This window comes from Sulfitobacter sp. SK011 (assembly GCF_003352065.1).
Lineage (GTDB): Bacteria > Pseudomonadota > Alphaproteobacteria > Rhodobacterales > Rhodobacteraceae > Sulfitobacter.
In genome coordinates, this window is sequence record NZ_CP025803.1 from 274,251 (window position 1) to 300,184 (window position 25,934).

General features: G+C 55.8%; 27 protein-coding genes and 2 riboswitches. Of the genes, 15 read left to right on the forward strand and 12 right to left on the reverse strand.

Translation table 11 applies throughout. The features are described from left to right. Positions 1–39: 39 nt before the first annotated feature. The gene (locus tag C1J02_RS01265) at positions 40–1,290 is read left to right on the forward strand and encodes a glycosyltransferase family 4 protein (protein WP_114876787.1); all 1,251 of its coding nucleotides are present in this window, start codon (positions 40–42) and stop codon (positions 1,288–1,290) included. On the opposite strand, the gene C1J02_RS01270 is transcribed toward C1J02_RS01265, so the two are convergent. Further along, the gene (locus C1J02_RS01270; RefSeq protein ID WP_254693179.1) at positions 1,287–2,165 is read right to left on the reverse strand and encodes a polysaccharide biosynthesis/export family protein; all 879 of its coding nucleotides are present in this window, start codon (positions 2,163–2,165) and stop codon (positions 1,287–1,289) included. The two genes, C1J02_RS01265 and C1J02_RS01270, sit on opposite strands and share 4 nt — an antisense overlap. Before the next feature lie 387 nt (positions 2,166–2,552). Between C1J02_RS01270 and C1J02_RS01275 the strand changes: the two genes are divergently transcribed. The 5 genes from C1J02_RS01275 (at position 2,553) to C1J02_RS01295 (ending at position 8,015) form a co-directional block, all read left to right on the forward strand. Beyond that, positions 2,553–3,449, forward strand: coding sequence for an NAD(P)-dependent oxidoreductase (locus tag C1J02_RS01275; protein ID WP_205389845.1), 897 nt, complete (start codon positions 2,553–2,555; stop codon positions 3,447–3,449). Next, positions 3,424–4,044, forward strand: a complete 621-nt coding sequence (locus tag C1J02_RS01280; RefSeq protein WP_114876790.1) for a sugar transferase — start codon at positions 3,424–3,426, stop codon at positions 4,042–4,044. Before C1J02_RS01275 ends, C1J02_RS01280 begins: the two co-directional genes overlap by 26 nt. A gap of 158 nt (positions 4,045–4,202) precedes the next feature. Then, the gene (locus C1J02_RS01285; RefSeq protein WP_114876791.1) at positions 4,203–6,086 is read left to right on the forward strand and encodes a nucleoside-diphosphate sugar epimerase/dehydratase; all 1,884 of its coding nucleotides are present in this window, start codon (positions 4,203–4,205) and stop codon (positions 6,084–6,086) included. Between the two features lie 178 nt (positions 6,087–6,264). After that, positions 6,265–7,119, forward strand: a complete 855-nt coding sequence (locus tag C1J02_RS01290) for an SDR family oxidoreductase (protein ID WP_114876792.1) — start codon at positions 6,265–6,267, stop codon at positions 7,117–7,119. A 113-nt stretch (positions 7,120–7,232) separates the two neighbouring features. Beyond that, the gene (locus tag C1J02_RS01295; RefSeq protein WP_302622759.1) at positions 7,233–8,015 is read left to right on the forward strand and encodes an ion transporter; all 783 of its coding nucleotides are present in this window, start codon (positions 7,233–7,235) and stop codon (positions 8,013–8,015) included. A 20-nt stretch (positions 8,016–8,035) separates the two neighbouring features. Here C1J02_RS01295 and dxs read toward each other — a convergent pair whose 3' ends face one another. From dxs to C1J02_RS01320, 5 genes are all read right to left on the reverse strand, one after another. Next, on the reverse strand, positions 8,036–9,964 hold the full coding sequence (gene dxs, locus C1J02_RS01300) for a 1-deoxy-D-xylulose-5-phosphate synthase (RefSeq protein WP_114876794.1): 1,929 nt from the start codon (positions 9,962–9,964) through the stop codon (positions 8,036–8,038). Positions 9,965–9,988: 24 nt separating this feature from the next. Then, positions 9,989–10,894, reverse strand: a complete 906-nt coding sequence (locus tag C1J02_RS01305) for a polyprenyl synthetase family protein (RefSeq protein WP_254693180.1) — start codon at positions 10,892–10,894, stop codon at positions 9,989–9,991. Then, the gene (locus tag C1J02_RS01310) at positions 10,881–11,123 is read right to left on the reverse strand and encodes an exodeoxyribonuclease VII small subunit (RefSeq protein ID WP_114876796.1); all 243 of its coding nucleotides are present in this window, start codon (positions 11,121–11,123) and stop codon (positions 10,881–10,883) included. The genes C1J02_RS01305 and C1J02_RS01310 overlap by 14 nt, the downstream gene beginning before the upstream one ends. Positions 11,124–11,227: 104 nt before the next feature. Further along, complete coding sequence (locus C1J02_RS01315) at positions 11,228–11,929, reverse strand: response regulator (protein ID WP_114876797.1); 702 nt, start codon at positions 11,927–11,929, stop codon at positions 11,228–11,230. Then, the gene (locus C1J02_RS01320) at positions 11,926–12,438 is read right to left on the reverse strand and encodes a MarR family winged helix-turn-helix transcriptional regulator (protein ID WP_114880301.1); all 513 of its coding nucleotides are present in this window, start codon (positions 12,436–12,438) and stop codon (positions 11,926–11,928) included. The genes C1J02_RS01315 and C1J02_RS01320 overlap by 4 nt, the downstream gene beginning before the upstream one ends. Before the next feature lie 161 nt (positions 12,439–12,599). On the opposite strand from C1J02_RS01320, the gene C1J02_RS01325 reads away from it, so the two are divergent. After that, entirely contained in the window at positions 12,600–13,469 is an 870-nt protein-coding gene (locus C1J02_RS01325; protein ID WP_114876798.1) for a branched-chain amino acid aminotransferase, read from the forward strand. A gap of 184 nt (positions 13,470–13,653) precedes the next feature. Here C1J02_RS01325 and C1J02_RS01330 read toward each other — a convergent pair whose 3' ends face one another. From C1J02_RS01330 to C1J02_RS01345, 4 genes are read right to left on the reverse strand one after another with little or no spacing between them, the layout of a single operon-like run. Continuing rightward, positions 13,654–14,409 (reverse strand): SDR family NAD(P)-dependent oxidoreductase, encoded by a 756-nt coding sequence (locus C1J02_RS01330; RefSeq protein WP_114876799.1) that lies wholly within the window; start codon positions 14,407–14,409, stop codon positions 13,654–13,656. Position 14,410: 1 nt separating this feature from the next. Continuing rightward, positions 14,411–15,016 (reverse strand): cob(I)yrinic acid a,c-diamide adenosyltransferase, encoded by a 606-nt coding sequence (gene cobO, locus C1J02_RS01335; protein WP_114876800.1) that lies wholly within the window; start codon positions 15,014–15,016, stop codon positions 14,411–14,413. Between the two features lie 60 nt (positions 15,017–15,076). After that, positions 15,077–16,042: a DMT family transporter gene (locus C1J02_RS01340; RefSeq protein WP_114876801.1), complete on the reverse strand. Its 966-nt coding sequence runs from the start codon at positions 16,040–16,042 to the stop codon at positions 15,077–15,079. A gap of 51 nt (positions 16,043–16,093) precedes the next feature. Beyond that, positions 16,094–16,474, reverse strand: a complete 381-nt coding sequence (locus C1J02_RS01345; RefSeq protein WP_114876802.1) for a DM13 domain-containing protein — start codon at positions 16,472–16,474, stop codon at positions 16,094–16,096. Positions 16,475–16,611: 137 nt separating this feature from the next. On the opposite strand from C1J02_RS01345, the gene C1J02_RS01350 reads away from it, so the two are divergent. After that, entirely contained in the window at positions 16,612–17,205 is a 594-nt protein-coding gene (locus tag C1J02_RS01350; RefSeq protein ID WP_114876803.1) for a TetR/AcrR family transcriptional regulator, read from the forward strand. Between the two features lie 9 nt (positions 17,206–17,214). Here C1J02_RS01350 and aroC read toward each other — a convergent pair whose 3' ends face one another. After that, entirely contained in the window at positions 17,215–18,315 is a 1,101-nt protein-coding gene (aroC, locus tag C1J02_RS01355) for a chorismate synthase (protein ID WP_114876804.1), read from the reverse strand. 93 nt (positions 18,316–18,408) lie between these two features. Beyond that, positions 18,409–18,509: riboswitch (TPP riboswitch) on the forward strand. A 64-nt stretch (positions 18,510–18,573) separates the two neighbouring features. Here aroC and C1J02_RS01360 point away from each other — a divergent pair. From C1J02_RS01360 to C1J02_RS01370, 3 genes are read left to right on the forward strand one after another with little or no spacing between them, the layout of a single operon-like run. Further along, positions 18,574–19,536, forward strand: a complete 963-nt coding sequence (locus C1J02_RS01360) for a thiamine ABC transporter substrate binding subunit (protein ID WP_114880302.1) — start codon at positions 18,574–18,576, stop codon at positions 19,534–19,536. Beyond that, positions 19,512–21,068 carry a thiamine/thiamine pyrophosphate ABC transporter permease ThiP gene (locus C1J02_RS01365; RefSeq protein ID WP_114876805.1) on the forward strand — a complete coding sequence of 519 codons (1,557 nt, stop codon included), beginning with the start codon at positions 19,512–19,514 and terminating at the stop codon, positions 21,066–21,068. Before C1J02_RS01360 ends, C1J02_RS01365 begins: the two co-directional genes overlap by 25 nt. Further along, entirely contained in the window at positions 21,055–21,747 is a 693-nt protein-coding gene (locus C1J02_RS01370) for an ATP-binding cassette domain-containing protein (protein WP_114876806.1), read from the forward strand. Before C1J02_RS01365 ends, C1J02_RS01370 begins: the two co-directional genes overlap by 14 nt. A 19-nt stretch (positions 21,748–21,766) precedes the next feature. Here C1J02_RS01370 and C1J02_RS01375 read toward each other — a convergent pair whose 3' ends face one another. After that, a complete protein-coding gene (locus tag C1J02_RS01375; protein WP_114876807.1) occupies positions 21,767–22,216 on the reverse strand; it encodes a 6,7-dimethyl-8-ribityllumazine synthase in 450 nt (149 codons plus the stop codon). Between the two features lie 83 nt (positions 22,217–22,299). Next, a riboswitch (FMN riboswitch) is annotated at positions 22,300–22,458 on the reverse strand. Between the two features lie 64 nt (positions 22,459–22,522). Here C1J02_RS01375 and C1J02_RS01380 point away from each other — a divergent pair. The 4 genes from C1J02_RS01380 (at position 22,523) to petB (ending at position 25,924) form a co-directional block, all read left to right on the forward strand. Then, complete coding sequence (locus tag C1J02_RS01380; protein WP_114876808.1) at positions 22,523–23,146, forward strand: FMN-binding negative transcriptional regulator; 624 nt, start codon at positions 22,523–22,525, stop codon at positions 23,144–23,146. Positions 23,147–23,201: 55 nt separating this feature from the next. Further along, a complete protein-coding gene (locus C1J02_RS01385) occupies positions 23,202–23,813 on the forward strand; it encodes a glutathione S-transferase (RefSeq protein WP_114880303.1) in 612 nt (203 codons plus the stop codon). Between the two features lie 179 nt (positions 23,814–23,992). Beyond that, positions 23,993–24,580, forward strand: coding sequence for a ubiquinol-cytochrome c reductase iron-sulfur subunit (gene petA, locus C1J02_RS01390; protein ID WP_114876809.1), 588 nt, complete (start codon positions 23,993–23,995; stop codon positions 24,578–24,580). A 12-nt stretch (positions 24,581–24,592) separates the two neighbouring features. Next, positions 24,593–25,924, forward strand: coding sequence for a cytochrome b (gene petB, locus C1J02_RS01395; protein ID WP_114876810.1), 1,332 nt, complete (start codon positions 24,593–24,595; stop codon positions 25,922–25,924). Positions 25,925–25,934: the final 10 nt, after the last annotated feature.

Consider the following 25,934-nt stretch of genomic DNA (forward strand, 5'->3'; position numbering starts at 1 on the left):
ATTTTCTGGCAACACCCAATATCCGAGCAGGGATCCTGAATGAATTTCCTTTTTGTGCACCAGAACATGCCGGGCCAATACCGTGAATTGGTGCAATGGCTCGCAGCGCGTGGGGGGCATAAGATATATTTTCTCACGCAGCGCAAAAACGCGCCTAGCCTTAATGGGATTGAGACCCGTTTGTACAAGACGCACCGCAGCGCCACCAAAGAGTCCTACGGATTGTCGCGGGTGTGGGAAGAGGCAACAGGGAACGGATTTGGTGCGGCGCTGGCCGCCAAAGAGCTTGAGACCAAAGAGGGTTTCAAGCCTGACATCGTGATCGGCCACGTGGGTTGGGGCGAATTGACGTTTATCAAGCAGATCTGGCCCGATGTGCCAGTTATCGGCTTGTTTGAATTCTATTATAACCTTGGCGGAGGGTTGGTCGGGTTTGACCCCGATGAGCCGATCTCGGACCATACGCCATTCCTGATGCAGGCGCGCAATGCGGTGCCGCTGGCCAACATCGAGACTGTCGATATGGGGCATTGTCCGACCCTCTGGCAGCGTGACCAATTCCCAAGCAGCTTTCATGACCGCATGTACGTCTGCCACGATGGCATTCGTACTGACAAGTTGCGGCCCAATCCGAAGGTAACATTGGGGCTGGGTCGATTGGGGCGCGAACTGACCCGAGATGATGAGGTGATCACTTACGTCGCACGCAATCTGGAAAAAGCGCGCGGCTTTCACGTCTTTATGCGGGCGCTGCCGGGGATATTGAAAGAACGCCCAAATGCGCGGGTGCTGATTGTCGGGGGCAATGACACGTCTTATGGCGGCAAAAGCAAACACCGGGCCGGGATGCGCGCCGAAATGGAAGCTGAAGTTGGTGCTGACATTGATTGGGACCGCGTGCACTTTCTGGGTCAGGTGCCATATCCGGATTATCAAAAAATCATCCAGATCAGCAGGTGTCATATCTATCTGACGATGCCCTTTGTGCTGTCCTGGTCGCTGTTGGAATCGATGTCGATGGGGGCGGTCATCGTGGCCTCTGATGTGGCCCCGGTGCGCGAGGCGATTACAGACGGAGAGACCGGGCTTTTGGTTGATTTCTTTGATCACAATGCGATTGCGTCACGCGTTGTTGATGTGCTTGCCCGACCCGAGGAGTTTGCACATCTGCGCCAGGCGGCAAGAGATCACGTCATTAAAAAATACGACTTTCTGACCAGATGCCTGCCGCAGCATATTGCACAGATCAACGCGCTGGTGCCTCGCGGGAAACAGATAGAAATCCCTTAGTCAGAGATGTTGTTGCCGACCGAAATCAGACCAAATGCCGACCCGACCAGACCCAGAATGGTGCGTGTGTTTGTGATCGGGCTTTCCGTCGCCAGCACCAAATCGCCGGACAGAAGGTGAAAATTCCCTGCCGAGAACAATCCGTCTGATGTGGTCAGATCTAGGGTGAACACAACCCGGGTTTTTTCAGGCCCCCGGATGCCATCGCTGAGGGCAGTTGAACTGTATTCGCGCAGGATCAGGATGCCTTGGGGGTCGGCGCGGCTGTCGTTCACGCCGCCAATGATGGCCAGCGCGTCAAGGGCAGACACGTCATCGCGGTTAAAAGAGAATTGCGCCTCGCGTCCGGCGGCACCGAGCGACAGGAAGTAGCGGCGGTCGCCCTCCACGATGACCTTGTCGCCACCGCGCAGACGGGTGTCGAGGGACGGATTGTCATAAAGCCGGTCAACGGACGTGGCATAGATTTTTTGGCCGCGGACAAGTTTGACCTGAGGGTTTTCCAAGGTGCTGCTGACGCCGCCACCTGCGGAAATGGCCGACAGTACCGAAAAATTCTGATCTGGCATGACGATGTTGCCGGGATTATTGACGCCACCGACCAGATCGATTGAATTTGCACGCCCCTCGGCCATCGCAAGCTGCACCTGTGCAGAGGGCACAATCGCTTCAACCTGACGCTGGATCAATGCGCGGGCGCTGTCGGGGGTGCGGCCGGATACCTTTACCTTGCCGACGTAAGGCACAAAGATGCTCCCGCTTTCGGACACACGGATCGAAGGCAGTGTCGCAACGCGCTGTTCGGCCCCCGTCAGCAAAGAATTTTCACCGCTGTCCCAGACCAACAAATCCAGGCTGTCACCGGGGCGGATCACCTGGGCGTTTGATCCGTGACTGTGGCTGATCCAACTGTATCTGCGCGATCCACTATGGGGCCATGTCGCAACGTTTGGCAAAAAATTGCGGGTTACAGGGTACACGGCAATGTCGGCGGCCGGTTGGTTCGCGTTCTTTAATATTTCTCTTTCGACCGCTGCCCCACGGGGCAACGAGCCGCACCCGGCCAAGGTGACCGTCAGCAGAATGCAGACGAGTATTCTGAAACTTGGGCCCATATCTGCGCAACCGCTCTTCATTGTTAATCAGGCGTTAATTGTTTGCAGTCTTATTGCTTAAAACACGCAAAAGGTAAGGCGTTCAATCTAATTCTATCTAAAGGTGTGATTGGTTGCGCAAATGATACGAAACGAGGCCCGGCACAAGTGATTGCGAACCTGTCTAGCGGAACTGGCAAAGTCGTGTTGTTGGGGGCATCTGGAAAACTGGGCCAAATGCTTCGTCAGATGTGGCCGGTTCCGGATGATCTGGTGTGTCACAGCCGATATGAACGGCCGGGGTTTGTCTCTTTCGATCTTTGTCGCGATCTTGATGCGGCGCGCAAACACCTTGAACACGCGCGCGCCGTGGTTTGTTTGTCCGGGGTGACACCACGCCATGCTAGCCAAAGTGGTGATGCATTATCGTTGAACACAGATCTGGCCTTGGCCGCCGTGCATGCAGCGCATGGTGCCGGAGTTGGGCGGGTGTTTTTGGTGTCCTCCGCTTCGGTTTATGGACGGGCGGGTGGCGTTCTGCATGAAAGCGGCAGATGCGAACCGCTATCAGACTATGGGCGGGCCAAGCTTGACATGGAAAAGGCCGGGCTGAAGGAAGCCTTGGACATTGGACAGCAGACGACCGTGCTTCGGATTGGAAACGTTGCTGGCGCAGATAGCATTTTGGGCGGCTGGACCGCTGATATGGCAATCGATCAACTGTCTGATGGGCGGACCCCACGGCGCAGCTACATTGGCCCAGAGGCATTGGCGAGTGTTGTTTGCCGTCTGACCCAAGTGGTCGGTTTACCGGATATCATGAATGTTGCTGCACCGGGCACGGTTGAAATGGGCAGGCTTTTGGATGCTGCCGACTTGCCATGGGTGCCGCGCAAAGCCGCTGAGAATGTGATCGAAGACGTTGAGCTTTCGACCGGGCGGCTTGGACAACATGTGCGCGGCGGCGCGCTGATTTCTACCGCTGCCGGTCTGGTGGCGGAATGGCGTCGATTTACCCAGAACGACAGAGGGCACCAACATGACCTTGCGCAAGCGTATCTTTGACCTGTTCTTTGCCAGCATATTGGTGGTCATTCTTGGGCCGGTCCTGCTTTGCCTGCTGGCCTATTTGCTGATCAAAGAGGGGCGACCGCTGTTTCATGTGGCCGAACGGATGCGAGGGCAGAGCGAACCGTTCAGCCTATGGAAATTAAGAACAATGACCGTGGTTGATTTCGACAGAGGCGTGTCAGGCGGTGACAAATTGGCACGGGTTACGCGGACAGGTGCGTGGTTGCGCAGCAAAAGGTTGGATGAATTCCCTCAACTTTGGAACATTCTGCGCGGTGATCTGAGCTTTGTCGGGCCGCGTCCGCCGTTGCGCGAATATGTAGAACGGTTTCCTGACATTTATGACGAGGTCCTGAAATCGCGTCCGGGTGTGACGGGGTTGGCCACGATCCGGTTCCACAAACACGAAGAACGGTTGTTAGGGCGATGTGAATCGCCAGATGAAACGGATGATATCTATTGCCGGATCTGCGTGCCGCGAAAGGCGCGTCTTGATTTGATCTACCAGCGCAACCAATCGATCTGGTTTGATATCGATCTCGTATTTAAAACTATTGTTAACCTTTTTAAGCGTAAAAGTAGAATATAAATCTACTTAAGGTTGCATCATCTTTTCACCTTTGCAAAATAGAGTCGTAGGCACGGTGGCCAATGCCGGGTGCCGAGCTTTCGGGGGGGTCATGAAAACTGTTGTTTGAGGTTTGAAGCAAAGGTTGCGAAGCGTTGAAGAGTAAAAGGCATTATCCCGTGTTAGACCTGATCAAGGCCCTGACAAAGCCCCAAAAACGCATGATTATGCTGTTTCTCGACGCAATTCTGATCATGTTATCGATGCTATGTGCGCTGGCGGCGGTGGGCTTGCCTGCTGGGCTGGGTGCCAGTCTTATCATTTATTTTCCGGTACTGCCCTATGTTCTGGTCAGTGGTGCGGCCGCCTCTCATTGGCTCGGTGTGTGCTCAATTCGGCTGAAAGCCTATGAAACTGCAGCAATTGGGGTGACCGCCGTCTATGCGCTGCTTCTCGCCATCGCCTCAACCATTCTGTCGGGTATCGGGCATCTTGATTTTCCACTGGCGCTGCATCTTGTGTTTGGTGTTGTGCTTTTTGCGTCGATTGTCATCAGCCGCGCAGTATTGTTGCAGTTGGTTTTGGCGCTCTATCGACGGTCTGCACCACGTTGCAGGGTGCTTATTTATGGTGCCGGCACAACCGGGATCCAACTGGTTTCCGCCTTGCGCGGTCACGAAAAGATCGAACCTGTTGCATTTGTAGATGACAACGCAGCCCTACAGGGTCTGATGGTGGCGCACCTGCCCGTCTATACGCCACTGCGCATTGCCGAGATTGCCATTGCAAAGAAGATTGACCGCGTTTTGCTGGCGGTTCCTTCGTTGAGCCCACCAAAGCAGGCCCAGATAGCGCGACGCTTGAAGGGAATGGGATTGGAAGTTCAGACGCTCCCGTCGTTTGCACAATTGATTGGCGAAGAGGCGCTGGTAGACAAGTTAGAGCCGATCTCGGCCCACAGTTTTCTCAATCGCGACGAGGTTGCCGGTTCAATAGCTGATGGTGCGGTTTGCTATAGGGGTAAAGTCGTACTGGTGAGCGGTGCGGGAGGGTCCATCGGTTCAGAGCTGTGCCGTCAGGTGCTGGAATGCCGTCCCGCGAAGCTTGTCCTTTATGAACTGAGCGAGTTGGCATTGTATCAGGCCGATATGGAATTTCGGCATCAGACCAAGGGTATGGACATCGAAATTGTGTCGGTACTGGGATCAATCACGGATGCACGGCTGGTCAGCAAGACTATGGCAGAGCATGCTGTTCAGGTCGTTTTGCACGCGGCTGCGTATAAGCATGTTCCCTTGGTTGAGGCCAATCCGCTGACAGGATTGGTGAACAATGTGTTTGGGACCCAAGTGCTCGCTGAACAAGCGGTCAAGGCGCATGTCGAGCGGTTCATATTAATATCGTCTGACAAGGCCGTGCGCCCAACCAACATGATGGGGGCGTCCAAGCGTCTTGCGGAACTGGTAATACAGGATCTTGCCCGCTCCGGTCGAAGCGGCGGGCGGACGATCTTTTCGATTGTGCGCTTTGGAAATGTGCTTGGTTCATCAGGATCAGTTGTCCCGCTGTTTCAGGATCAGCTTAGCCGTGGTGGGCCACTTACCGTGACGGATCGGTCGGTCGCGCGCTATTTCATGACCGTTCAAGAGGCAGTCAATTTGGTCCTGCAAGCAGGTGCCATGGCGCAGGGTGGCGAAGTATTTGTGCTTGATATGGGCAAGCCGGTTTTGATTTATCACCTGGCGCGTCAGGTGATCGAAAGTGCGGGTTATACGGTGCGTGACGCGGACAACCGTGAAGGTGATATTGAGATCGAGTTTACCGGGTTGCGCCCCGGCGAAAAAATGACCGAGGAATTGACCCTTTCAGGCGAAATGTTGAGCACTGATCACCCCAAGATTTTTTCAGCCCAAGACGAAGGTTTGTCAGAAATCGAAGTGGCCTCGGCGATGCGGCAGTTACGCGAGGCGCAGATTGCCTATAATGAGGGCATGGCAGTTGAGGTCGTGCAGCGCTGGGTCGAAGGATTTGAGCATGCAGCCCAGAAGCGAATTGCATCGTAGTTGAAGCATTTCCTTTTGGGTATTCTCTCGGCAAGTTCGGTCAGCATCATACCGCCGCTGTGATTGGCGTGCAGAACGGGCGCGCATAGAACCACTCAATACAAAATGAGGGCCATTTCCGCATCCAGGGTTTGCTTTATTCTTGATGAACCCGCGGTTGCGGGCCATGTAAACGCACATGGATAAAACTTTGCTTTCATTTGGTCATGGTTTTAGTGCCCGCGCATTGGCCAAACGGTTGGTTCCGCAAGGGTGGCGGATCATTGGAACGACCCGCAGCGCTGAAAAGATGCCAGCCATCGCAGCATCAGGTGTTGAACCGCTGCTGTGGCCGGGCAATGACATCTCCAAACTGATCTCAAGAACACCGCATGTCTTGATTTCGGCAGGGCCAGATAACGACGGCGATCCGGTTCTGAATGCTTTGAGATCCGAAATTGCTGATGCGGCGTCCGGGTTTCGGTGGGTTGGCTATCTGTCGACCACGGGTGTCTATGGTGACCATCAAGGGGCTTGGGTCGATGAAGACACAGCCCTGACACCGTCAACCAAGCGCGGCCATGCCCGGGTGAAAGCCGAGGCGGAATGGCAATCCATCCCCGACCTGCCCCTGCATATATTTCGGTTGGCGGGTATTTATGGACCCGGGCGGGGGCCCTTTGCCAAAGTGCGAAATGGTACTGCCCGCCGTATCATCAAAAAGGGACAGGTTTTTTCACGCATTCATGTGGACGATATTGCGCAGGCGCTGGAGCTGTCGATTGCGGCACCGCACCCTGGGGCGATCTATAATCTGTGTGATGATGATCCGGCCCCCCCTCAGGACGTGATCGGACATGCCGCAGAATTGCTAGGTCTGCCCTTGCCAGAAGCTGTCGATTTTGAAACCGCAGAAATGAGCCCGATGGCCCGCAGTTTTTATGCCGAAAGCAAGAAGGTGCGCAATGATCGTGCCAAAGAACACCTTGGGTGGCGGCCCACATATCCCGACTACAAAACGGGATTGGCCGCCATGTTAAAGGATGTCACCTGAACGGCGGCTGTTCTGGTCCACGAAGCGTTAGACAGGATAAGATTGACGACAGGTCCTTGTTGGCCTTGGGCAAGATGGCCATATAGGCGCAATTGAACCAGCAGGCGAAATCAGTGAAAAACCGCGTAGAATCATTTCTTGAAACAGCCGGATTCGGCAATTTCATTATGGCCGTCATCATCTTTAATGCGATCCTGTTGGGGATGGAAACATCTGCGGCCATCATGTCCCGTGCGGGGGGGATAATCCTGTTTTTGGACAGGCTGTGCCTTGCCATTTTTGTGGTCGAAATTGCGGCAAAGCTGTTTGCGTATCGGTTCAGATTTTTTCGCGATGGCTGGAACATCTTTGACTTTGTGATCGTCGGCATTTCGCTGGTTCCCGTGACGCAAGGGTTTTCGGCGCTGCGGGCATTGCGCATCTTGCGGGTGCTTCGGCTGGTGTCCACGGTTCCGCGTTTGCGCCGGGTGGTTGAAGGGTTCGTCAATGCTTTGCCGGGTATGGGATCGGTATTTTTGCTGATGGCGCTGATCTTTTATATCGGTGCAGTGATCGCGACAAAGCTGTTCGGCATGAGCTTTCCAGAATGGTTCGGCACATTGGGCCGAAGTGGATATTCACTGTTTCAGATCATGACATTGGAAAGCTGGTCAATGGGCATCGTGCGCCCAGTGATGGAGGTTTATCCATTGGCGTGGATGTTCTTTGTGCCGTTCATCATGGTAACGACTTTCGCCGTGGTAAACCTGCTGGTCGGTTTGATTGTCAATTCGATGCAAGATGCGCATCACGAAGAAACCAACGCAGAGACCGACGCCTATCGGGTTGAAGTCGCTGACAGGTTGCTGGCCATCGAAAAAAGAATGGATGCTCTTTTAGAACAGCGAAACAAGTAAGCCCCATCAAGGAAGCCGGATCAAGCGCGTTGTGAATTCAGGCTGGCAACACCCAGCACATCCAGCACCTTGGCTTCAATCTGTTCCGCATTCATCCCGGCAACGGCGTACATATCCGCCGGGTTCGCCTGATCAATAAAGATGTCAGGCAGAACCATGGACCGATATTTGAGCCCCTGATCAAAGACACCTTCTTCGGCAAGGAGTTGCGCCACATGGCTGCCAAAACCGCCGATGGCCCCTTCTTCAATGGTGATCAAGACCTCATGGTCTGCGGCAAGCGACAGGATAAGGTCCCGGTCCAGCGGCTTGGCAAACCGTGCGTCCGCGATTGTGGGCGTGATGCCCTTGGCTGCCAGAGCTTCGGCCGCTTTTTCGACTTCGGCCAACCGTGTGCCGAACGACAAAAGCGCAACTTTTGACCCAAGTTTGATGATCCGGCCCTTGCCAATCTCAAGCGGTATGCCGCGTTCAGGCATATTCACGCCATTGCCTTCGCCGCGGGGGAAACGGAACGCAATCGGGCCGTCGTCATAGGCGGCGGCGGTCGCAACCATGTGCTTTAGCTCGGCCTCGTCAGCGGCAGCCATGACGACAAATCCGGGCAGATTGGCAAGGAAGGCCACGTCGAAGGCACCTGCGTGGGTGGCCCCGTCGGCCCCCACCAGCCCCGCGCGATCAATAGCAAAGCGCACGGGAAGACGCTGGATGGCGACGTCGTGCACCACCTGATCATACCCGCGCTGCAGGAAGGTCGAATACATCGCGCAAAACGGTTTCATCCCACCAGCGGCAAGCGCTGCGGAAAAGGTCACGCCATGTTGTTCGGCAATGCCCACGTCAAAACACCGGCTGGGATAGCGTTCGGCAAACAGATTGAGGCCTGTGCCATCTGGCATCGCAGCCGTTACAGCGCAAATCTTGTCATCCTCTGCCGCCTCAGCCATCAGGCTTTGCGCAAACACGGATGTGTAGCTTGGTGCATTTGAGGGTGCTTTCTTTTGTTCACCTGTCACCACATTGAATTTGGACACGCCGTGACCCTTGTCGCGTGCCTTTTCGGCGGGGCCATACCCTTTGCCCTTTTTAGTCAGGACATGGATCAGGATCGGCCCGGTGGCGCGTTGTTTTACAGTGCGCAAAACGGGCAGCAGCTGGTGCAAATCGTGGCCGTCGATTGGCCCGAGGTAGGAGAAGCCCAATTGCTCGAACAATGTCCCGCCCACGGCCATGCCCTTGAGCATATCCTTGGCGCGGCGCGCACCCTCGCGGAAGGGTTCAGGCAGCAGGCTGACGGCACCTTTGGCCGCAGCTTTCAGATCCTGAAACGGCTCTTCGGCATAAAGGCGGCTGAGGTACGATGACATCGCGCCAACCGGGGGGGCGATCGACATTTCGTTGTCGTTCAGAATAACGATCATGCGTTTCTTGAGGTGGCCTGCGTTGTTCATCGCCTCATAGGCCATGCCCGCCGACATGGACCCGTCACCAATGACGGCTATTGCATCACCAAGTCCCTCTGGCACCACACCGCCCAGATCGCGCGCCACTGCGAAACCAAGTGCAGCACTGATCGAGGTCGAACTGTGCGCGGCCCCAAAGGGGTCATAGGGGGATTCGCTGCGCTTGGTGAAGCCGCTTAGCCCGTCTTTCATACGCAGGGTGCGGATCCGGTCACGGCGTTCAGTCAGAATTTTGTGGGGGTAACACTGATGACCCACATCCCAGATGATCTTGTCACGGGGGGTGTCAAAAACGGCATGCAGCGCCACAGTCAATTCCACAACGCCCAGACCGGCACCCAGATGCCCGCCAGTAACCGACACTGCGGAAATCGTTTCGCTGCGCAGTTCTTTTGACAATTGGATCAATTGCGCGTCCGACAGTGCCTTTAGATCAGCAGGGCGTGAAATCTGATCGAGCAAGGGTGTTTCGGGCGTGTCGGTCATGTTGGCCTTCCTTGGGTCGGCAGCTTAGCTTTGGCGGGCAATAACGAAGGCAGCCGCCTCTCGCAAGGTTTCTGCGTCCTCGCCATACATTGATAAGGCATCGCATGCGGATTGCACGAGGTCTTGGGCGCGGCGTTTGGCCCCATCAAGGCCGAGGTGTGAAACAAATGTGGCCTTGCCAGCATGAGCGTCTTTTCCGGTGGCTTTGCCAACGATGGCGGCATCACCTTCAACATCAAGGATGTCATCGGCAATTTGAAAGGCAAGGCCTAGGTTTTCTGCATAGACGCGTAATTTGTGGCCGGGATCACCGACCATGCGCGGCCCAACCATCGCAGACCATTCTATCAAAGCCCCGGTTTTGCCTTTTTGCAGCGCGGTGATTTCGTCCAGTGATAAAGGCTTGGGCGCTGTTTCCGCCGCAATATCCATGGCTTGCCCGCCCACCATGCCCTGCACCCCTGCTGCCGTCGCCAGACTCCGGACCAAAATCAGCGTATGTTCGGGGGCGCAGCGTGACATGCTGACAAGCTGAAAGGCAATTGATTGGAGCGCATCACCGGCGAGCACAGCGGTTGCTTCGTCCCATTTACGGTGAACGGTTGGCTGGCCCCGGCGAAGGTCGTCGTCGTCCATACAGGGAAGATCATCATGGATCAGCGAATATGAATGCAACGCCTCAATGGCACCAGCTGCGGGCAGCACTGCGCTGCCACTGATGCCATGCAGCCGGGCAGTCTCAAGAACAAGAAATGCGCGTAACCCTTTTCCACCGGTCGTCGCGTAGCGCATCGCGTCCGACACAGGGCCTGTCCTACCGCTGATCAGGTGGCTGATTTGGTCACTTGCAGCTTCCTGCGCGTTCTTAAGGGCAACAGAAAAGGGATATCTCTTCAGGTCGACAACTTCGGAAACTTCAAAGCCCTTCAACAGATTTCGCCCCTGTTGGGTTGCCGTCCCCATCCAAAGTGATTGCGGCAACCTTTTCTTCGGCCTCTTTCAACTTGGCCTCGCAGCGCGCCTTCAATTTCGCCCCACGTTCGTAAAGTGCGATACTTTCGTCCAATGCCACATCACCCCGTTCAAGCTGACCCAGCACTTTCTCAAGCTCTGCCATCGCAGTTTCAAAATTCATCTCTTCAACGGGGGTATCGCTCATCGCAGCCTCTCAATTCACTATTTGCGGGACTTTAATCCGGCCAGCCCGGCAATGCCAGCAGGTCGTCCAATATTGGCGTGGTCAAATGGAACTCGGAAATCGCTTTAATCAGGGGCCAGCATATACCCTGCACCGCGCACGGTTTGAAGATATCGGGGCTGTTTCGGATTGTCTTCGATCTTGCGCCGCAACCGCGTTATCTGAACATCCACAGCACGTTCCTGGGCCTGTCCACGATCCCGTCCCAATTCTTCAACCAGCTTTGCGCGGCTCAGGGGTGATCCGGGCTCGGCTGAGAATATTTTCATCAATTGGATTTCAGTAGCGGTAAGACGGACAAGCTCATCGCCATGCCACATCTCACCACGTTCAAGGTCATAGCGGATGGCACCCAGGGACATCACCTTGGGTGCGGCATCTTCTGCCTTCGTATCAGGCATCCGGCGCAGGATGGCATTGATCCGCAATAGCAGCTCTTTGGGCTCAAACGGTTTGGGCAGATAATCATCGGCACCCGCTTCCAACCCTTCGATGCGGTTGCCGGTTTCGCCTTTGGCGGTCAGCAACAGGATCGGCGTTTGCATGGTTTCGCGCAACGAACGGGTCAACGACAAACCGTCCTCTCCGGGCATCATCACGTCGAGTACGATCAGATCAAAATCGAGCCCCGTCAGGATCCGACGCGCATGGCCCGCGTCGCGGGCGGCTGTGACCAAAAAACCGTTTCGCATCAGGAATTTCTGAAGCAGCGTGCGGATGCGTTCATCGTCATCAACGATCAGCAGATGGGCGTCCATATCGGTCATGCACCATTCTCCTTCAATTGCGTGTAACTTCTTCGCATTTCCGGATCCATCATTGCTTCCAAAACCTTTCGAAATCCGGCCACGGAATCGGGCCCAGCATCGCGAAACGCCGCGCGCATGCGGGCGCGCTGTGCATCTGACAGTTTCTGTTCCAACGCGCGGCCTTTGTCCGTCAGAAACAGATGCCGTTCGCGTTTGTCGTTGCGCCCAACCTTACTGATCACCAGACCATCGGCAATCAGGGTGCGCAACACACGGTTCAGTGATTGTTTGGTGACACCCAATATGTTCAAAAGGTTGTTCACTGTGGTGCCCGGTGCCCGGTTTACAAAGTGGACCGCACGGTGGTGTGCCCGACCATATGCCATATCGACCAAAATGCGATCCGGGTCAGCCGTAAAGCCGCGATAGGCGAAAAACATCGCCTCAATGCCTTGGCGCAGTTGCTCGTCCGTCAGAAACAAAAGGCTTTCGCCGCTGTTGGTGGAAGGTCCGCGTCCGTCTGCCATCATGCGCCTCGTTTTTCGTTGGAACGAGTTTAAGTCAGTGTTGTTGACATTCCAAGCCTCAAAGGCTATCCAATTTCAGGTTTTGCGCAACTTTATGTCCGTATCGGACGTATTTTGCGCAATAAATGCAAAGATATACCAATTACTTGAAGGGAAATACCATGGCGGGCGCGTATGATGATCGGGATGGTCACATCTGGATGGACGGTCAGATGGTGCCTTGGCGCGATGCCAATATCCACATTCTGACCCATGCGATGCATTATGCGTCTTCGGTATTTGAGGGCGAGCGCGCCTATAACGGCAAGATATTCAAGAGCCGGGAACATTCTGAGCGGCTGAAGCGGTCGGCGAATATGATCGACTTTGACGTGCCCTATACAATTGATGAGATTGAGGCCGCGAAGGTCGAGGTTCTGGCCTCTTCGGGGTTGCAGGATGCCTATGTCAGGGCCATCGCATGGCGCGGCGTTGGAGAGGACATGGGTGTGGCTTCCGCACGCAACCCCGTGCGGCTGGCCATCGCTGCCTGGGAATGGGGTGCCTATTACGGTGATGCCAAGATGAAGGGTGCCAAGCTCGACATCTCGAAATGGAAGCGCCCTTCGCCAGAGACAATTCCCAGCCATGCCAAGGCGGCCGGGCTCTATATGATTTGCACGATGTCCAAGCACGCGGCAGAGGCCAAGGGATGTTCAGACGCGATGATGTTCGACTATCGCGGTTATGTGGCCGAGGCGACAGGCGCGAACATCTTTTTCGTCAAGGATGGTGAAGTCCATACACCCGACCCTGATTGTTTTCTGAACGGCATCACGCGCCAGACAGTCGTGGGGATGCTGAAAGACAAGGGCATCAAGGTGCACGAGCGTCATATCATGCCAGAAGAGCTGGAAGGATTTGAGCAGTGCTGGCTGACTGGCACGGCTGCCGAAGTCACGCCCGTTGGTCAGATTGGCGACTATAACTTTGAGGTCGGCGCACTGACACGCGATATTGCTGAGAGCTATGAGAAACTGGTGCGGCTTTAGCGCTGAAATGGCTGAGAACGGCCCAGCGCCGGAGCTGGGCCGCAGCCGTTCTCGACTTTGCGCAGATGTGAAAACCCAAACCTGACCCTAATCGCAAGTCCAAATTCCAGGTTCCATGAAATGTGGGTTTCACCCTTGGTCGTTTTGGCTGCTCGGGCGAAGGGGATGTCAGATCATCTGGCGTTTATCCCCGTAGCGCCGGCAGGCCCACGCCAGTGCTTTCAAACCCGCCATCAGATGCAATGACCTGCCCGGTGACATAGCTGGACTTATCCGAACACAAGAACACGATCACTTCCGCGATCTCCTGTTCGGAACCATAGCGGTTCAGTGGGATCGCATCGTGGTAGGCGTCGATGATGTCTTGTGTGTGCACGGCCATTGCCAGCTTGGTCCGCACAGGGCCGGGGCAAACACAGTTGGCGCGAATGCCATGTTCGCCCAATTCTGCGGCCTGTTGTTTTGTCAGCTGAATCACCGCCGCCTTAGAGGTGCCGTAGGCCACCCGTAACGTGGATGCACGCAAGCCGGAAATAGATGCGATATTGACGATTGCGCCTTGCGTTTGTTTGAGCGCTGGGGTTGCGGCCTGAGACATGAGGAAAACACCGTCCAGGTTTGTCTCCATCACCCGCCGCCAACGGGCAAAGTCGGTTTCTTCAATAGGTCCAAAATCCGCGACGCCGGCATTGTTGACCAACGCATCAATGCGTCCAAATCTGGCCATGATATCTTTGATGGCGGCATCGACTGCACTTGGATCTGAAACGTCATAGTCAAAACCACCGGCACCCTGGCCCAAATCCTGCACTGCGGAGTTTAGCGCCTCGGTGTCTCGGTCAAGGACGGCAACCAGCCAGCCTGCGTCCAGAAAAAGCCGCGCGGTCGCAAAGCCGATGCCCCGCGCAGCACCTGTAACCAGTGCAACTTTTTCCAGCATATCAGTAATCCACACCCTTCTGCGCTTTGATCCCTGCCTTGAAGGGGTGTTTGACCTCGGTCATTTCCGTCACCAGATCGGCGTAGTCGCAAAGTTCCGGCTTTGCGTCGCGACCAGTCAGGATCACGCCCGTGCGTTTGTCACGGGCATCCAGTCCCGCCAGCACATCCGCGACCGATACATACTCATACCGCATCGCGATGTTAATCTCGTCGAGCACAATCAGATCATAGTCACCGCTTTCCATCAGTTCCCGCGCCTTGGCAAAAGCCGCTTGAGCGGCGGCGATATCGCGTTCCTTGTCCTGGGTATCCCAGGTGAAGCCTTCGCCCATGGTGTGCCAGGTGACCTCGCCCAAGCGATCAAAGAATATCCGTTCGCCGGTTTTCCATTTGCCTTTGATGAACTGGACGACGCCCACCTTCTGCTTCCAGCCCAATGCGCGCACCACGACGCCAAAGGCGCTGGATGATTTGCCTTTGCCAGCACCGGTATGAACCAGCACCAGACCTTTTTCCGGGTCTTGCAGGTCGGAAACCTTGGCGCGCTGGGCGGCCTGGCGTTCCTTCATCTTTTCTTTGTGCTGGTTTTGATCCGCGTCAGACATGGCATGCTCCCTATGGGTGATTGAACGGCACCATAGGCAGTTGCATCGCGAGGTAAAGCCTTAGGCTTTGGGATCAGTCACGGATCGCGCACGCCCGCGTTCCAGCCCCAACTGGCGTTCGCGCCAGATGATCAAAACGCCACCTGCAATGACCAAAGATGCCCCGATCAGGATCGCGCGCGTTGGCACTTCGCTGAACACGACCCAGCCGATGATGCTGGCGAATATCATTGAGGCATAATCGAAAGGTGCCAGCATGGATGCGGTGCCAAAACGATAGGATGAAGTGATCATGATTTGTGCAACACCGCCGATCAGACCTGCACAGATGATCAGTGTCAGAACCTCAATGCCCGGCGATGTCCATGCCAGTGACGGGATGGGGAAAACCCAACCCAGCGGCAATGAAAGCAGGGAAATGCACGTCGCGGTCAGGGAAAAATAAAATACGATGGCCGAGGTGCTGTCGGTCTGTACCAACCGTCTGACGTGAATTTGCACCAACGCGCGCAGGATCGATGCGGTCAGAACCATCAGCGCCCCAAGGGTTGCGGTTGTGCCCAGGTCTGTTCCGATGCTGAGGCGCGGTGCCAGTACAATCATCACACCGACCAGCCCAAGGGCAACGGCAGAAAGACGAAACAGGCGAACGGTTTCGCCTAAGAAAATCGCAGCAAACAGCACGGTAAACATCGGCGTGGCATATCCGATCGCTGTCACCTCGGGCAATGGCAGCAGCGCAAGCCCTGCAAAAGTCAGCCCCATCGCAGTTGTACCAAACAAGCCGCGCCAAACATGGCCAAGCAGGTTGTTGACGTATAGCCCGTCGTGCAAATGCCCCTGTTGCCACAGCCACAGACCAATCACCGGAATGGCAAAGAGAGAGCGAAAAAAGACCGCCTGACCGGGGGGGACGTCACCAGATGCCGCTTTGATCAGTGCGGCCATAACCATGAACAGAAAAACCGCGCCAAGCTTGAGGGCAATGGCGCGGCCGGGAATATTCTGTGTCAGGGCGCTGGGCATGGCCGCTTAATGCGCCCGCAATCGTTAAAGATCAAGCGAAGTTGCAGCGGTTCAGTTTAACTGCGCGACGCCCAAAGGCACCGCAAATTCCAGGCACCAGATATAAAGTTCATTGTAGTCATCAATGTTCAAAGATGCAGGCACGACATAGCTTTGTGCGCCGTTGAGGTTTTTCAGCGCGCCCAGGTCGGCGACTGAGACAAAGCTGCCGTCTTTGCCAAAACCCACGCGCGGGTCAGGTGCGCCATCCAGCGAAAAGCTTTGATCGAAAGTGACGGTCGCCGTGCCGTCGGCATTCTTGGTGATTGTCACGCCACCTTTGGTTACGTGGTCGCTGGCACCCGTGAATGTTCCAGAGGTATCTGCATAGGCAGCGGATACCGGGCCGAAAGCGATTATTGCTGTCAATGTGAGTGCAAATAGGGATTTCATTGGTTTGTCCTTTGAGCTGGGTTTGTATTGCTGTAGGGATCAAATAAAGTTAGGAACCACATAGTACAAAACACAAGAGCGTGAGTTGTGTAACAGTTGGTTCCTAACTAACTGTTGAAGACATTGAGGAGGACGAGATGGCGCGCCCGAGAGAGTTTGAACCAGATGATGCGATTGAAAAGGCGATGCAGGTCTTTTGGGCACACGGATATGAAGGTGCGTCTTTGCCGGCCCTTTTGGATGGTATGGGATTGACCCGAGGCAGCCTCTACAAAGCGTTCAAGGACAAGAGAAACCTTTTTCTGCTGGTCCTAGACCGGTACGAAGCGGCAGTCGTTGACGGGGCAGTAGAGCTTTTGGAAAGCCCTGAAATAAACGATGGAAAACAGCGGATATTGATGTTGTTCGAAAGTGTGGTTCGCGCTGTTGCTGATGCGGATTACCGTGGGTGTTTGTTGTGTACTGCTGCTACTGGCGACGCCGTGGATGATCCGAAGATTGCAAGATCAGTGCAAAAAGGGATGACAAAAATGCAGTCTGGATTCAGAAAAGCGCTGGAAGATGAGCGCAGTTTTGATCGGCTTGAACCAGAGACAAAGCATCGTTTGGCAAATCTGCTTTTGACGCAGTACATCGGCCTGCGTGTTCTGGCGCGGTCCCGTTTGCCATTGGGCGTGCTGGACCAAAGTGTTCAGGGCGTGGATGATGTTTTGACTGCGGCGGCCAAATAGGGCTGGGAATTAACCGATCTGGCCGCGGTTTTGACCGATCTGGCCGCGGTGCAACAGCAGATGGTCCAGTATCACACAGGCCATCATCGCTTCGCCCACCGGGACCGCGCGAATACCGACACAGGGGTCGTGGCGGCCCTTGGTGATTATTTCAGTATCTTCGCCCGACTTGGTAATGGTTTTGCGGGTGGTCAGAATGCTTGAGGTGGGTTTGACCGCAAACCGCAGAACGATGTCCTGCCCGGTGCTGATCCCGCCCAGAATGCCGCCAGCGTGGTTTGAGGAATAAACCGGGCCATCCGGCCCCATACTGATTTCATCAGCGTTCAATTCGCCGGTCAGCATTGCGGCGGACATGCCCTCGCCAATTTCCACACCTTTGACGGCATTGATGCTCATCATTGCGGCGGCAAGATCGGTGTCGAGCTTGCCATAGACAGGCGCGCCAAGGCCCGCAGGCACGCCGCGTGCGACGACCTCAATAATTGCGCCGACGGATGATCCCGATCTGCGCAATCCATCAAGGTAGTCTGCCCATGCTTTTGCGGCCTTGGCATCCGGGACCCAAAATGGGTTCTGGTTGATCTGGTCCCAGTCAAACGCAGCGCGGTCAATCTGATGCGGTCCCATCTGCACCATGTATCCGGTGATCTGGACGGCTGGTGCCATTGCCTTGATCGCTTCGCGCGCCAACCCACCGGCGGCCACACGAGACGCCGTTTCGCGGGCTGATGACCGCCCGCCGCCGCGGTAATCGCGAATGCCGTATTTTTGGTAATAGGTGATATCGGCATGACCGGGGCGAAACTTGTCTTTGATGTCGCCATAGTCCTTGGACCGCTGATCTGTGTTTTCGATCATCAACTGAATAGGCGTCCCTGTTGTGACCCCTTCAAAGACGCCGGACAGGATGCGCACCTCATCCGCTTCGCGCCGCTGCGTGGTGTATTTGTTTTGACCCGGTTTACGTTTGTCGAGCCAGTGCTGGATCATCTCGGCATCGACCTTCACGCCGGGGGGGCAGCCGTCGACAGTGGCACCAATCGCTGGTCCATGGCTTTCGCCCCAGGTGGTCACGCGGAAAAGATGGCCAAAGCTGTTGATCGACATGGGATGTACTCCTGTTGGCATGATCCTTAGCGGGCGGGACGATTTGCCTCAAGGGGATTTGGCTTGCATCCCTGACACACACCTCCTACCTCTGGTTCTACCTCGGGGGGCACTGATTGTGCTGAGATTGCGAAAGCTGACCCGTAGAACCTGAACCGGTTAACACCGGCGGAGGGAAGGTCTGGACATCCATCCACCTTTTTCCTTTCGCCGCAAAAGGAGGATGCGATGAAGTATCTTGCACTTGCGACGGCCATCATGGGGGCCCCAATTTTTACCCATGCGGCCTATGCCGAAACACCCATACTTACTGTCTATGCGGGCGATTATTTTACGTCTGAATGGGGCCCAGGCCCGGTGATTGAGGCGGAATTTGAAAAGATCTGCGATTGCGATCTGGAGTTTTCGACCGGCGATCTGCTGCCACGGCTTTTGTTGGAAGGCGCGCGCACCAAGGCGGATGTTGTCATTGGGTTGACGTCGGATGTGACTGCAAAGGCGCGTGCGACGGGCCTGTTCGCGCCGCATGGTCAGGACAACAGCGCGCTGACGTTGCCGATTGACTGGACTGACGACACCTTCTTGCCATTCAACTATGGCCACACGGCGTTCATCTATGACGAAACGCTCATGGCGACCCCGCCTGCCAGCTTTGACGACCTGCTGGCCATGCCTGATGATGTAAAGATCGTCATCCAGGATCCGCGCACCTCGATCTCTGGTCTGGCGCTCGTTCTTTGGGTTCAGTCGGTTTATGGTGATGATGCGGGGGCGGCATGGACCAAACTTGCCCCAAAGATCCTGACCGTGACCAAGGATTGGTCAGCCAGCTATGGCATGTTTACGGATGGTGAGGCCGACATGGTGCTGAGCTATACAACATCGCCAGCCTATCACATGTTCGCCGAGGAAGATTTTACCAAACACGCCGCGCTGTTCGCGGAAGGGCATTACTTCATGGTTGAAACGGTGGCCAAGATCGCCAAAACGGATCAGCCCGAGTTGGCAGATCAATTTATGGCCTATGTGATGTCGTCTGAGTTTCAGACGATCATCCCGACGGCCAACTGGTCGCTGCCGTCCGCATTGCCGCGAGAAAGCTGGCCCAAAGGATGGTCCGAATTGCCGCTGCCGGAAAAGGTGCTGTTTTATGACGAATCCGAAGCAGCCGCCCTGCAAGACAAAGCGATCGAAGCATGGCGCAGCGCGCTGACTCAGTAACCACACGGTTTGGCATCGCCGCCGCTGCCTTGGTGGTAGCGGCGGTTTTGCTGGCTTTTATTGGCATCGCGACGCGTGTTCAACCGGGGGCTGGCCTGGCCCCCGGTGATTGGGCTGCGATCCGGTTTACGGTTGTTCAATCGGTTTTGTCAGCAGTGTTGTCGGTCCTGTTGGCCATTCCGCTTGCCCGAGCATTGGCGCGGCGTCAGTTCATGGGGCGCGGCGTTCTGGTCACGCTTCTGGGTGCGCCATTTATCCTGCCTGTGATTGTTGCCGTGCTTGGCCTCGTGACCGTGTTTGGCAGGAGCGGTTGGTTGAATACCGGGCTGGCGATGGTCGGTTTGCCAGGCGTTTCCATTTACGGACTGCATGGTGTGGTTTTGGCCCATGTGTTCTTTAATTTGCCACTGGCCACCCGGTTGTTGTTGCAGGGGTGGCAAACCATCCCGGCAGAACGGTTCAGATTGGCCGCACAATTGCGCCTGACGCCTGAATCGCTTTTTCGCACCTTGGAATGGCCATTGCTCAAACAGATTGTGCCGGGGGTGGCGGCGTTGGTTTTTGTCATCTGCCTGACCAGCTTTGCAGTGGCACTGACGCTTGGAGGGGGGCCGAGTGCCACAACTGTTGAATTGGCAATTTATCAGGCGTTCAAGTTTGATTTTGATCTCGGCCGTGCGGCATCGCTTGCGGTGGTGCAATTGGTCCTTGCCGGAGGGGCGGCATTGATTGCTTTGTCGGTGATTCCCGCGATCAGCATCGGTGGTGGGATAGACCGGCCCGTGCAACGCTGGGACGCCGAGAGTGGTCTGCAACGCAGTCTGGATATTGGCATCATTGTGTTATCCGCACTGTTCTTGTTGCTGCCGTTGGGGGCGGTTGTGCTGCGCGGTCTTGCCGGGCTTGGCCAGGTGCCGGTGTCCGTTTGGCACGCGGCGGGCACATCGGTTTATGTGGCCACAATCAGTGTCGTTGTTCTGGGCCTGCTGGCGCTGCCCATGGCCGGATGGATTGCGTCCCGCCGCACTGGCGGGGTCGAGGCGATAGGACTGTTGGGGCTTTCCGCATCGCCGTTGATGATCGGGACAGGGTGGTTCATCCTGATCAATCCTTTGGCTGACCCTGTGCAATTGGCATTGCCTGTTACCGCGTTGGTAAATGCGTTGATGGCGATGCCCTTTGCCCTGCGCATCATGGTGCCAAGGCTGCGCGACACGGTGCAGGATTATGGGCGGTTGGGTGAAAGCCTGGGAATGCGGGGTTGGCCGCTTTGGCGATGGTTGATCCTGCCGCGCTTGCGGGCGCAAATTGGATTTGCAGCCGGGCTCACGGGCGCTTTGTCAGTTGGTGATCTGGGCGTTATCGCACTTTTTGCGGACCCGGATCGGGCAACATTGCCTTTGCAAATGTACCGTCTGATGGGGGCATACCGGATGGAGGCTGCCGCGGGTGCGGCGCTTATCTTGCTGGTCTTGGCGCTTGGCGTTTTTTGGATCTGCGATAAGGGAGGACGCTGGCATGCTGAGGCTTGAGAACGCCGTCATTCGGCAAGGGGATTTTGTTCTGGCGGCAGATATGACCCTTGATCAGGGGCAAAAGTATGCGGTGATCGGCCCGTCGGGTGCGGGCAAATCAACACTGCTCAGCGCGATCTGTGGGTTCATTCCACTTTATCAGGGGCGGATCATCTGGGACGGGCGCGACATCACCGATGCGGTGCCGGGCGCACGACCAATGACCATGCTTTTTCAGGACAACAACCTGTTTCCCCATCTGACCGTGGCGCAAAATGTTGGCCTTGGCCTGCGTGCGAATCTGCGCCTGAGCGCAGCAGACAACGACCGCGTGACAGATGCGCTTGATCGCGTGGGTCTATCGGACCACGCAGGCAAAAGGCCCGGTGCATTGTCGGGTGGACAACAAAGCCGCGCGGCGCTGGCGCGGGTTCTGGTGCAAGCCAGACCACTGGTTTTGCTGGACGAGCCGTTTGCCGCCCTGGGACCAGCCTTGCGCAACGATATGCTGGATCTGATGTGCGATCTTGTGTCCGAAACCAAGGCCACGTTGATCATGGTCACGCATGCGCCAGAGGATGTAAGGCGGATCGCCGATCAGGTCATTTTTGTCGAAGGCGGGATAGCGCAAGCGCCGCAACCAGCGGGGATATTGCTGGACAATCCGCCGCCGGAATTGCGCGACTACCTCGGGTGAGGTGGCTGATATGGGACGATCAGGTCTCTAGCTCCTCATACGCTTCGACAATGCTTAGGGCGGCCTCTGCGGCCTCGCGTCCCTTGGACACAAAATGGTTGCGATAAATCGCATTGTGATGATCGGTTTCTTGATATTGATGCGGCGTCAATGACACCGAGAGCACCGGCACTCCAAGATCCAGTCCGACACGCATCAATCCATCAACAACAGCACTGGCCACGTAATCGTGCCGATATATTCCGCCATCGACCACAAAGGCGGCACAGACGATTGCGCTGTAGTTACCTGTTTTGGCAAGGGTCTGAGCCATCAAAGGCATTTCAAACGCGCCCGGAACGTCGAAGACATCCACAAACTCGGGGGCAATAATCTCGGTGAAACCGTCCAAGGCACAATCGACAATATCGGCGTGCCATTGCGCTTTGACAAAGGCAAAGCGGGTGAGGGCGGAACTTAGCTGTGTCATATGTGATCTCCTTGTTTGGTCTCGACACGTCCACCCAAGGCGATCACGAAGACATGGGGCAGGCCAGAGCCCGCTTCTTGTCCACGCATTCTCTTTCATCCGGACTATGACCGTCGGCTCTGGGTTCACACCAAATCTGCTGTCCCTGTGCCTCTCGAAGAGAGGTCACAAGCGCTCGCGGGCTCCTGTGGGACTGACCACTTACCGCCGGTGGGGAATTTCACCCCGCCCTGAGAATGGTGCCACGTTGCCAAGGCCCGGCGAAACCTGCAATAGCAAAAGGGTCAGAGCGGAAGGACAGTCACGATGCACCCAAACCCGATTTATCATGATGCGGATGCTGCCCGTAACCTGGGCTATGCCCGCGAGCGGGGGTTTGGGGTATTGGCAGCTAATGCCAAAAATGGTCCGCTGATTGCCCATATTCCATTTTTGTTGAATGAGGCGGGCAATGTGGCCGACCTGCATTTGGTCCGTTCAAATCCGATTGCGCGCGCATTACGCGAACCGATGAGTGTGAAAATCGCTGTTTCCGGCCCAGACACCTACATTTCACCCGATTGGTACGGTGTCCCTGATCAGGTGCCGACGTGGAATTATGTCGCCGTGCATCTGACCGGTGTTCTTGAGCTGCGCCCACAAGAAGAACTGCGCGATCTGTTGGACCGACAATCGGCTTTCTACGAGGATCGTTTATTGCCCAAAAAACCTTGGAAGACTGCCAAGATGACCAAAGAGGTTTTGGACAAGATGATGCGTCAGATTGTGCCGTGTCGGATGCAGGTCACAGGTGTGGATGGGACATGGAAGCTGAACCAGAACAAGCCTGACGCTGTGCGGCTGTCAGCGGCTGATCATGTTGCGGGATACGGTTTTGGCGCAGAAACGGATGTAATTGCCGCGTTGATGCGTGGGGTCGGGGAAGAATGATTGCACATAGAGGAACACGAGGTGATACTTCGTGCGAGCCAACAAAGGATACATGATGCAACTCGCCTATTCCGCCACCTCGCCTTATGTCCGCAAAGTGATGGTGCTCTTGCATGAAACCAAGCAGTTGGACGATGTGACGCTGCAAAATCAATCCGGCACGCCACTTGCGCCTGCCGACGGGTTGCTTCCCAAAAATCCGTTGGGGAAAGTACCAGCACTTGAACGGCCTGACGGGCCAACGCTGTATGACAGCCGGGTGATTTGTGCCTATCTCGACGATCGGGCTGGCGGTAAATTGTACGGGTCCGGCGCGCGGCACTGGGACACGCTGACGCTTGAGGCGACGGCCGACGGCATCTTGGATGCGGCGCTGCTGATGGTTTATGAAACGCGGCTGCGGCCCGAAAACATGCGAATGGACGCGTGGGTTGATGGTCAGTGGGATAAGATCGCCCGCGCCTGTGCTGCGCTGAACACCCGCTGGATGAGCCATCTGTCCGGACCGTTGGATATGGGTCAGATCGCTGTTGGCTGCGCCCTTGGTTACGTCGATTTTCGTTTGGATGCGCGGGGATGGCGCACAGACAACGACGCGTTATCGGCCTGGTTCGAGAAATTCGATTCGCGTGCCTCAATGCAGGCAACCCAACCGCCAAAGGGGTAATCCAGGCCTGATTGCGGTGTTTTTTTGCATAACCCGGACCCCCTGCGACCCTTTGCGCGGCTTTGACATCTGGACGGGCGCGCCCTGTCCCGGTAGATACCGAATTGAAGTCGGGTAACATGTGACGTGTTGCCCCTATGTCTGATGGTCACTGATTGGCCAAGAAGTGGAGAAAACTCGTGTCTCAAGCAGATGATCACGCAGGCAACCGGAGGGATTTCCTCTATTATGCGACTGCCGGTACAGGTGTTGTCGCCGTTGGTGCTGCCGTTTGGCCCCTGGTGAACCAGATGAACCCGTCAGCCGATGTGCTTGCGCTATCGTCTATCCGTGTGGATGTAGGCGGTGTTGAACCTGGCACGCAATTGACCGTCAAATGGCTGGGCAAGCCCGTTTTTATCCGCCACCGCAGTGGTGCTGAGATCCAAGAGGCAAAAGCGCAGGATGAGGCAGCCGTCGGCACGCTTCCTGACGAAAGTGCGCGGAATGCGAATATTTCTGACCCCAACGCATTAGCTACCGACGAAAACCGTGTGATGCCGTCACCAGAGGGCGAAGCGCCGGGTGCCTGGATCGTTCAGATGGGTGTTTGCACCCACCTTGGGTGTGTCCCGCTGGCTGATGCCGGGGATTTTGGCGGCTGGTTCTGCCCGTGCCACGGCTCTCACTACGACTTGTCTGGCCGTATCCGCAAAGGTCCGGCCCCGGAAAATCTGCCGATCCCGCCTGCGTCTTGGGCGGACAACACAACAATTAAGCTGGGTTAAGGGAGCAGATAGATGGCTGGAATTCCGCACGACCATTACGAGCCAAAGACCAAGGGCGAAAAGTGGCTTTCAAGCCGCCTGAATGTCGTTGGCCTGCTCTACGACACATTGATGATCCCGACACCCAAGAACCTGAACTGGATGTGGATCTGGGGCATTGTTCTGACGTTCTGTCTGGGTTTGCAGATCGTTACCGGTATTGTTCTGGCGATGCATTATACACCTCACGTTGATCAGGCGTTTGCATCTGTTGAACACATCATGCGCAATGTGAACGGCGGCTATATGCTGCGTTATTTGCATTCCAACGGTGCTTCGCTGTTCTTTATCGCTGTTTATGCGCACATCTTCCGGGGCCTGTACTATGGTTCTTACAAGGCGCCGCGTGAGATTACCTGGATCATTGGCATGTTGATTTACCTGCTGATGATGGCAACCGGTTTCATGGGCTACGTCCTGCCTTGGGGTCAGATGTCGTTCTGGGGTGCCACAGTCATTACGGGTCTGTTTGGCGCTGTCCCGTTTGTGGGCGAATCATTGCAGACCTTCCTGCTGGGCGGACCTGCGGTGGATAACGCCACGCTGAACCGTTTCTTCAGCCTGCACTATTTGCTGCCCTTCGTGATTGCGGGTCTGGTGATCGTGCATATCTGGGCGTTTCACACCACAGGCAACAACAACCCGACAGGTGTAGAAGTGCGCCGCGGATCGAAAGAAGAGGCAGAGAAAGACACGCTGCCTTTCTGGCCCTACTTCGTGATCAAAGATTTGTTTGCGCTGGCCGTGATCCTTGCGATTTTCTTTGCTGTTGTCGGCTTTATGCCGAACTATCTGGGCCATCCCGACAACTATATTGAAGCGAACCCGCTGGCGACTCCTGCGCACATCGTGCCTGAATGGTATTTCTTGCCCTTCTATGCGATCCTGCGGGCATTCACCTCTGAGGTTTGGGTCGTACAGATCGCCTCCTTTGTCACAGGTGGCATTATCGACGCGAAGTTCTTTGGTGTTCTGGCGATGTTTGGTGCGATTATTGTGATGGCGCTGGTTCCATGGCTGGATACGTCGAGCGTGCGTTCGGGCCGCTATCGGCCAATGTTCAAATGGTGGTTTGCCCTGCTGGTCATCGACTTCTTCGCATTGATGTGGCTGGGTGCCATGCCAGCGGAAGAGCCCTATGCCAGTTTCTCGCTTATCGCATCGGCATACTGGTTCGGGTACTTCTTGGTTATCCTGCCGTTGCTGGGTGTTATTGAGAAACCTTCACCGCAGCCAGAAACCATCGAAGCCGATTTTGACGCGCATTATGGCCCGTCAAAGACAACGACAACTGCGGCGGAGTAAGGCAGATGAA

What these genes read in the sequence shown, in the direction of transcription:
- C1J02_RS01320 (WP_114880301.1), bottom strand. Translation starts at nt 12,438, where the DNA reads ATGGCAGACGGACGCGGACCTTCCACCAACAGCGGCGAAAGCCTTTTG.
- aroC (WP_114876804.1), bottom strand. Translation starts at nt 18,315, where the DNA reads ATGTCGATCAACAGCTTTGGCCATCTTTTCCGCGTGACCACCTGGGGC.
- C1J02_RS01340 (WP_114876801.1), bottom strand. Translation starts at nt 16,042, where the DNA reads ATGCCCAGCGCCCTGACACAGAATATTCCCGGCCGCGCCATTGCCCTC.
- C1J02_RS01370 (WP_114876806.1), top strand. Translation starts at nt 21,055, where the DNA reads ATGCTGAGGCTTGAGAACGCCGTCATTCGGCAAGGGGATTTTGTTCTG.
- C1J02_RS01350 (WP_114876803.1), top strand. Translation starts at nt 16,612, where the DNA reads ATGGCGCGCCCGAGAGAGTTTGAACCAGATGATGCGATTGAAAAGGCG.
- C1J02_RS01375 (WP_114876807.1), bottom strand. Translation starts at nt 22,216, where the DNA reads ATGACACAGCTAAGTTCCGCCCTCACCCGCTTTGCCTTTGTCAAAGCG.
- C1J02_RS01290 (WP_114876792.1), top strand. Translation starts at nt 6,265, where the DNA reads ATGGATAAAACTTTGCTTTCATTTGGTCATGGTTTTAGTGCCCGCGCA.
- C1J02_RS01265 (WP_114876787.1), top strand. Translation starts at nt 40, where the DNA reads ATGAATTTCCTTTTTGTGCACCAGAACATGCCGGGCCAATACCGTGAA.
- C1J02_RS01345 (WP_114876802.1), bottom strand. Translation starts at nt 16,474, where the DNA reads ATGAAATCCCTATTTGCACTCACATTGACAGCAATAATCGCTTTCGGC.
- C1J02_RS01360 (WP_114880302.1), top strand. Translation starts at nt 18,574, where the DNA reads ATGGGGGCCCCAATTTTTACCCATGCGGCCTATGCCGAAACACCCATA.
- C1J02_RS01280 (WP_114876790.1), top strand. Translation starts at nt 3,424, where the DNA reads ATGACCTTGCGCAAGCGTATCTTTGACCTGTTCTTTGCCAGCATATTG.
- C1J02_RS01380 (WP_114876808.1), top strand. Translation starts at nt 22,523, where the DNA reads ATGCACCCAAACCCGATTTATCATGATGCGGATGCTGCCCGTAACCTG.
- C1J02_RS01385 (WP_114880303.1), top strand. Translation starts at nt 23,202, where the DNA reads ATGCAACTCGCCTATTCCGCCACCTCGCCTTATGTCCGCAAAGTGATG.
- C1J02_RS01330 (WP_114876799.1), bottom strand. Translation starts at nt 14,409, where the DNA reads ATGCTGGAAAAAGTTGCACTGGTTACAGGTGCTGCGCGGGGCATCGGC.
- petB (WP_114876810.1), top strand. Translation starts at nt 24,593, where the DNA reads ATGGCTGGAATTCCGCACGACCATTACGAGCCAAAGACCAAGGGCGAA.
- C1J02_RS01325 (WP_114876798.1), top strand. Translation starts at nt 12,600, where the DNA reads ATGGCGGGCGCGTATGATGATCGGGATGGTCACATCTGGATGGACGGT.
- dxs (WP_114876794.1), bottom strand. Translation starts at nt 9,964, where the DNA reads ATGACCGACACGCCCGAAACACCCTTGCTCGATCAGATTTCACGCCCT.
- C1J02_RS01365 (WP_114876805.1), top strand. Translation starts at nt 19,512, where the DNA reads ATGGCGCAGCGCGCTGACTCAGTAACCACACGGTTTGGCATCGCCGCC.
- C1J02_RS01310 (WP_114876796.1), bottom strand. Translation starts at nt 11,123, where the DNA reads ATGAGCGATACCCCCGTTGAAGAGATGAATTTTGAAACTGCGATGGCA.
- C1J02_RS01315 (WP_114876797.1), bottom strand. Translation starts at nt 11,929, where the DNA reads ATGACCGATATGGACGCCCATCTGCTGATCGTTGATGACGATGAACGC.
- cobO (WP_114876800.1), bottom strand. Translation starts at nt 15,016, where the DNA reads ATGTCTGACGCGGATCAAAACCAGCACAAAGAAAAGATGAAGGAACGC.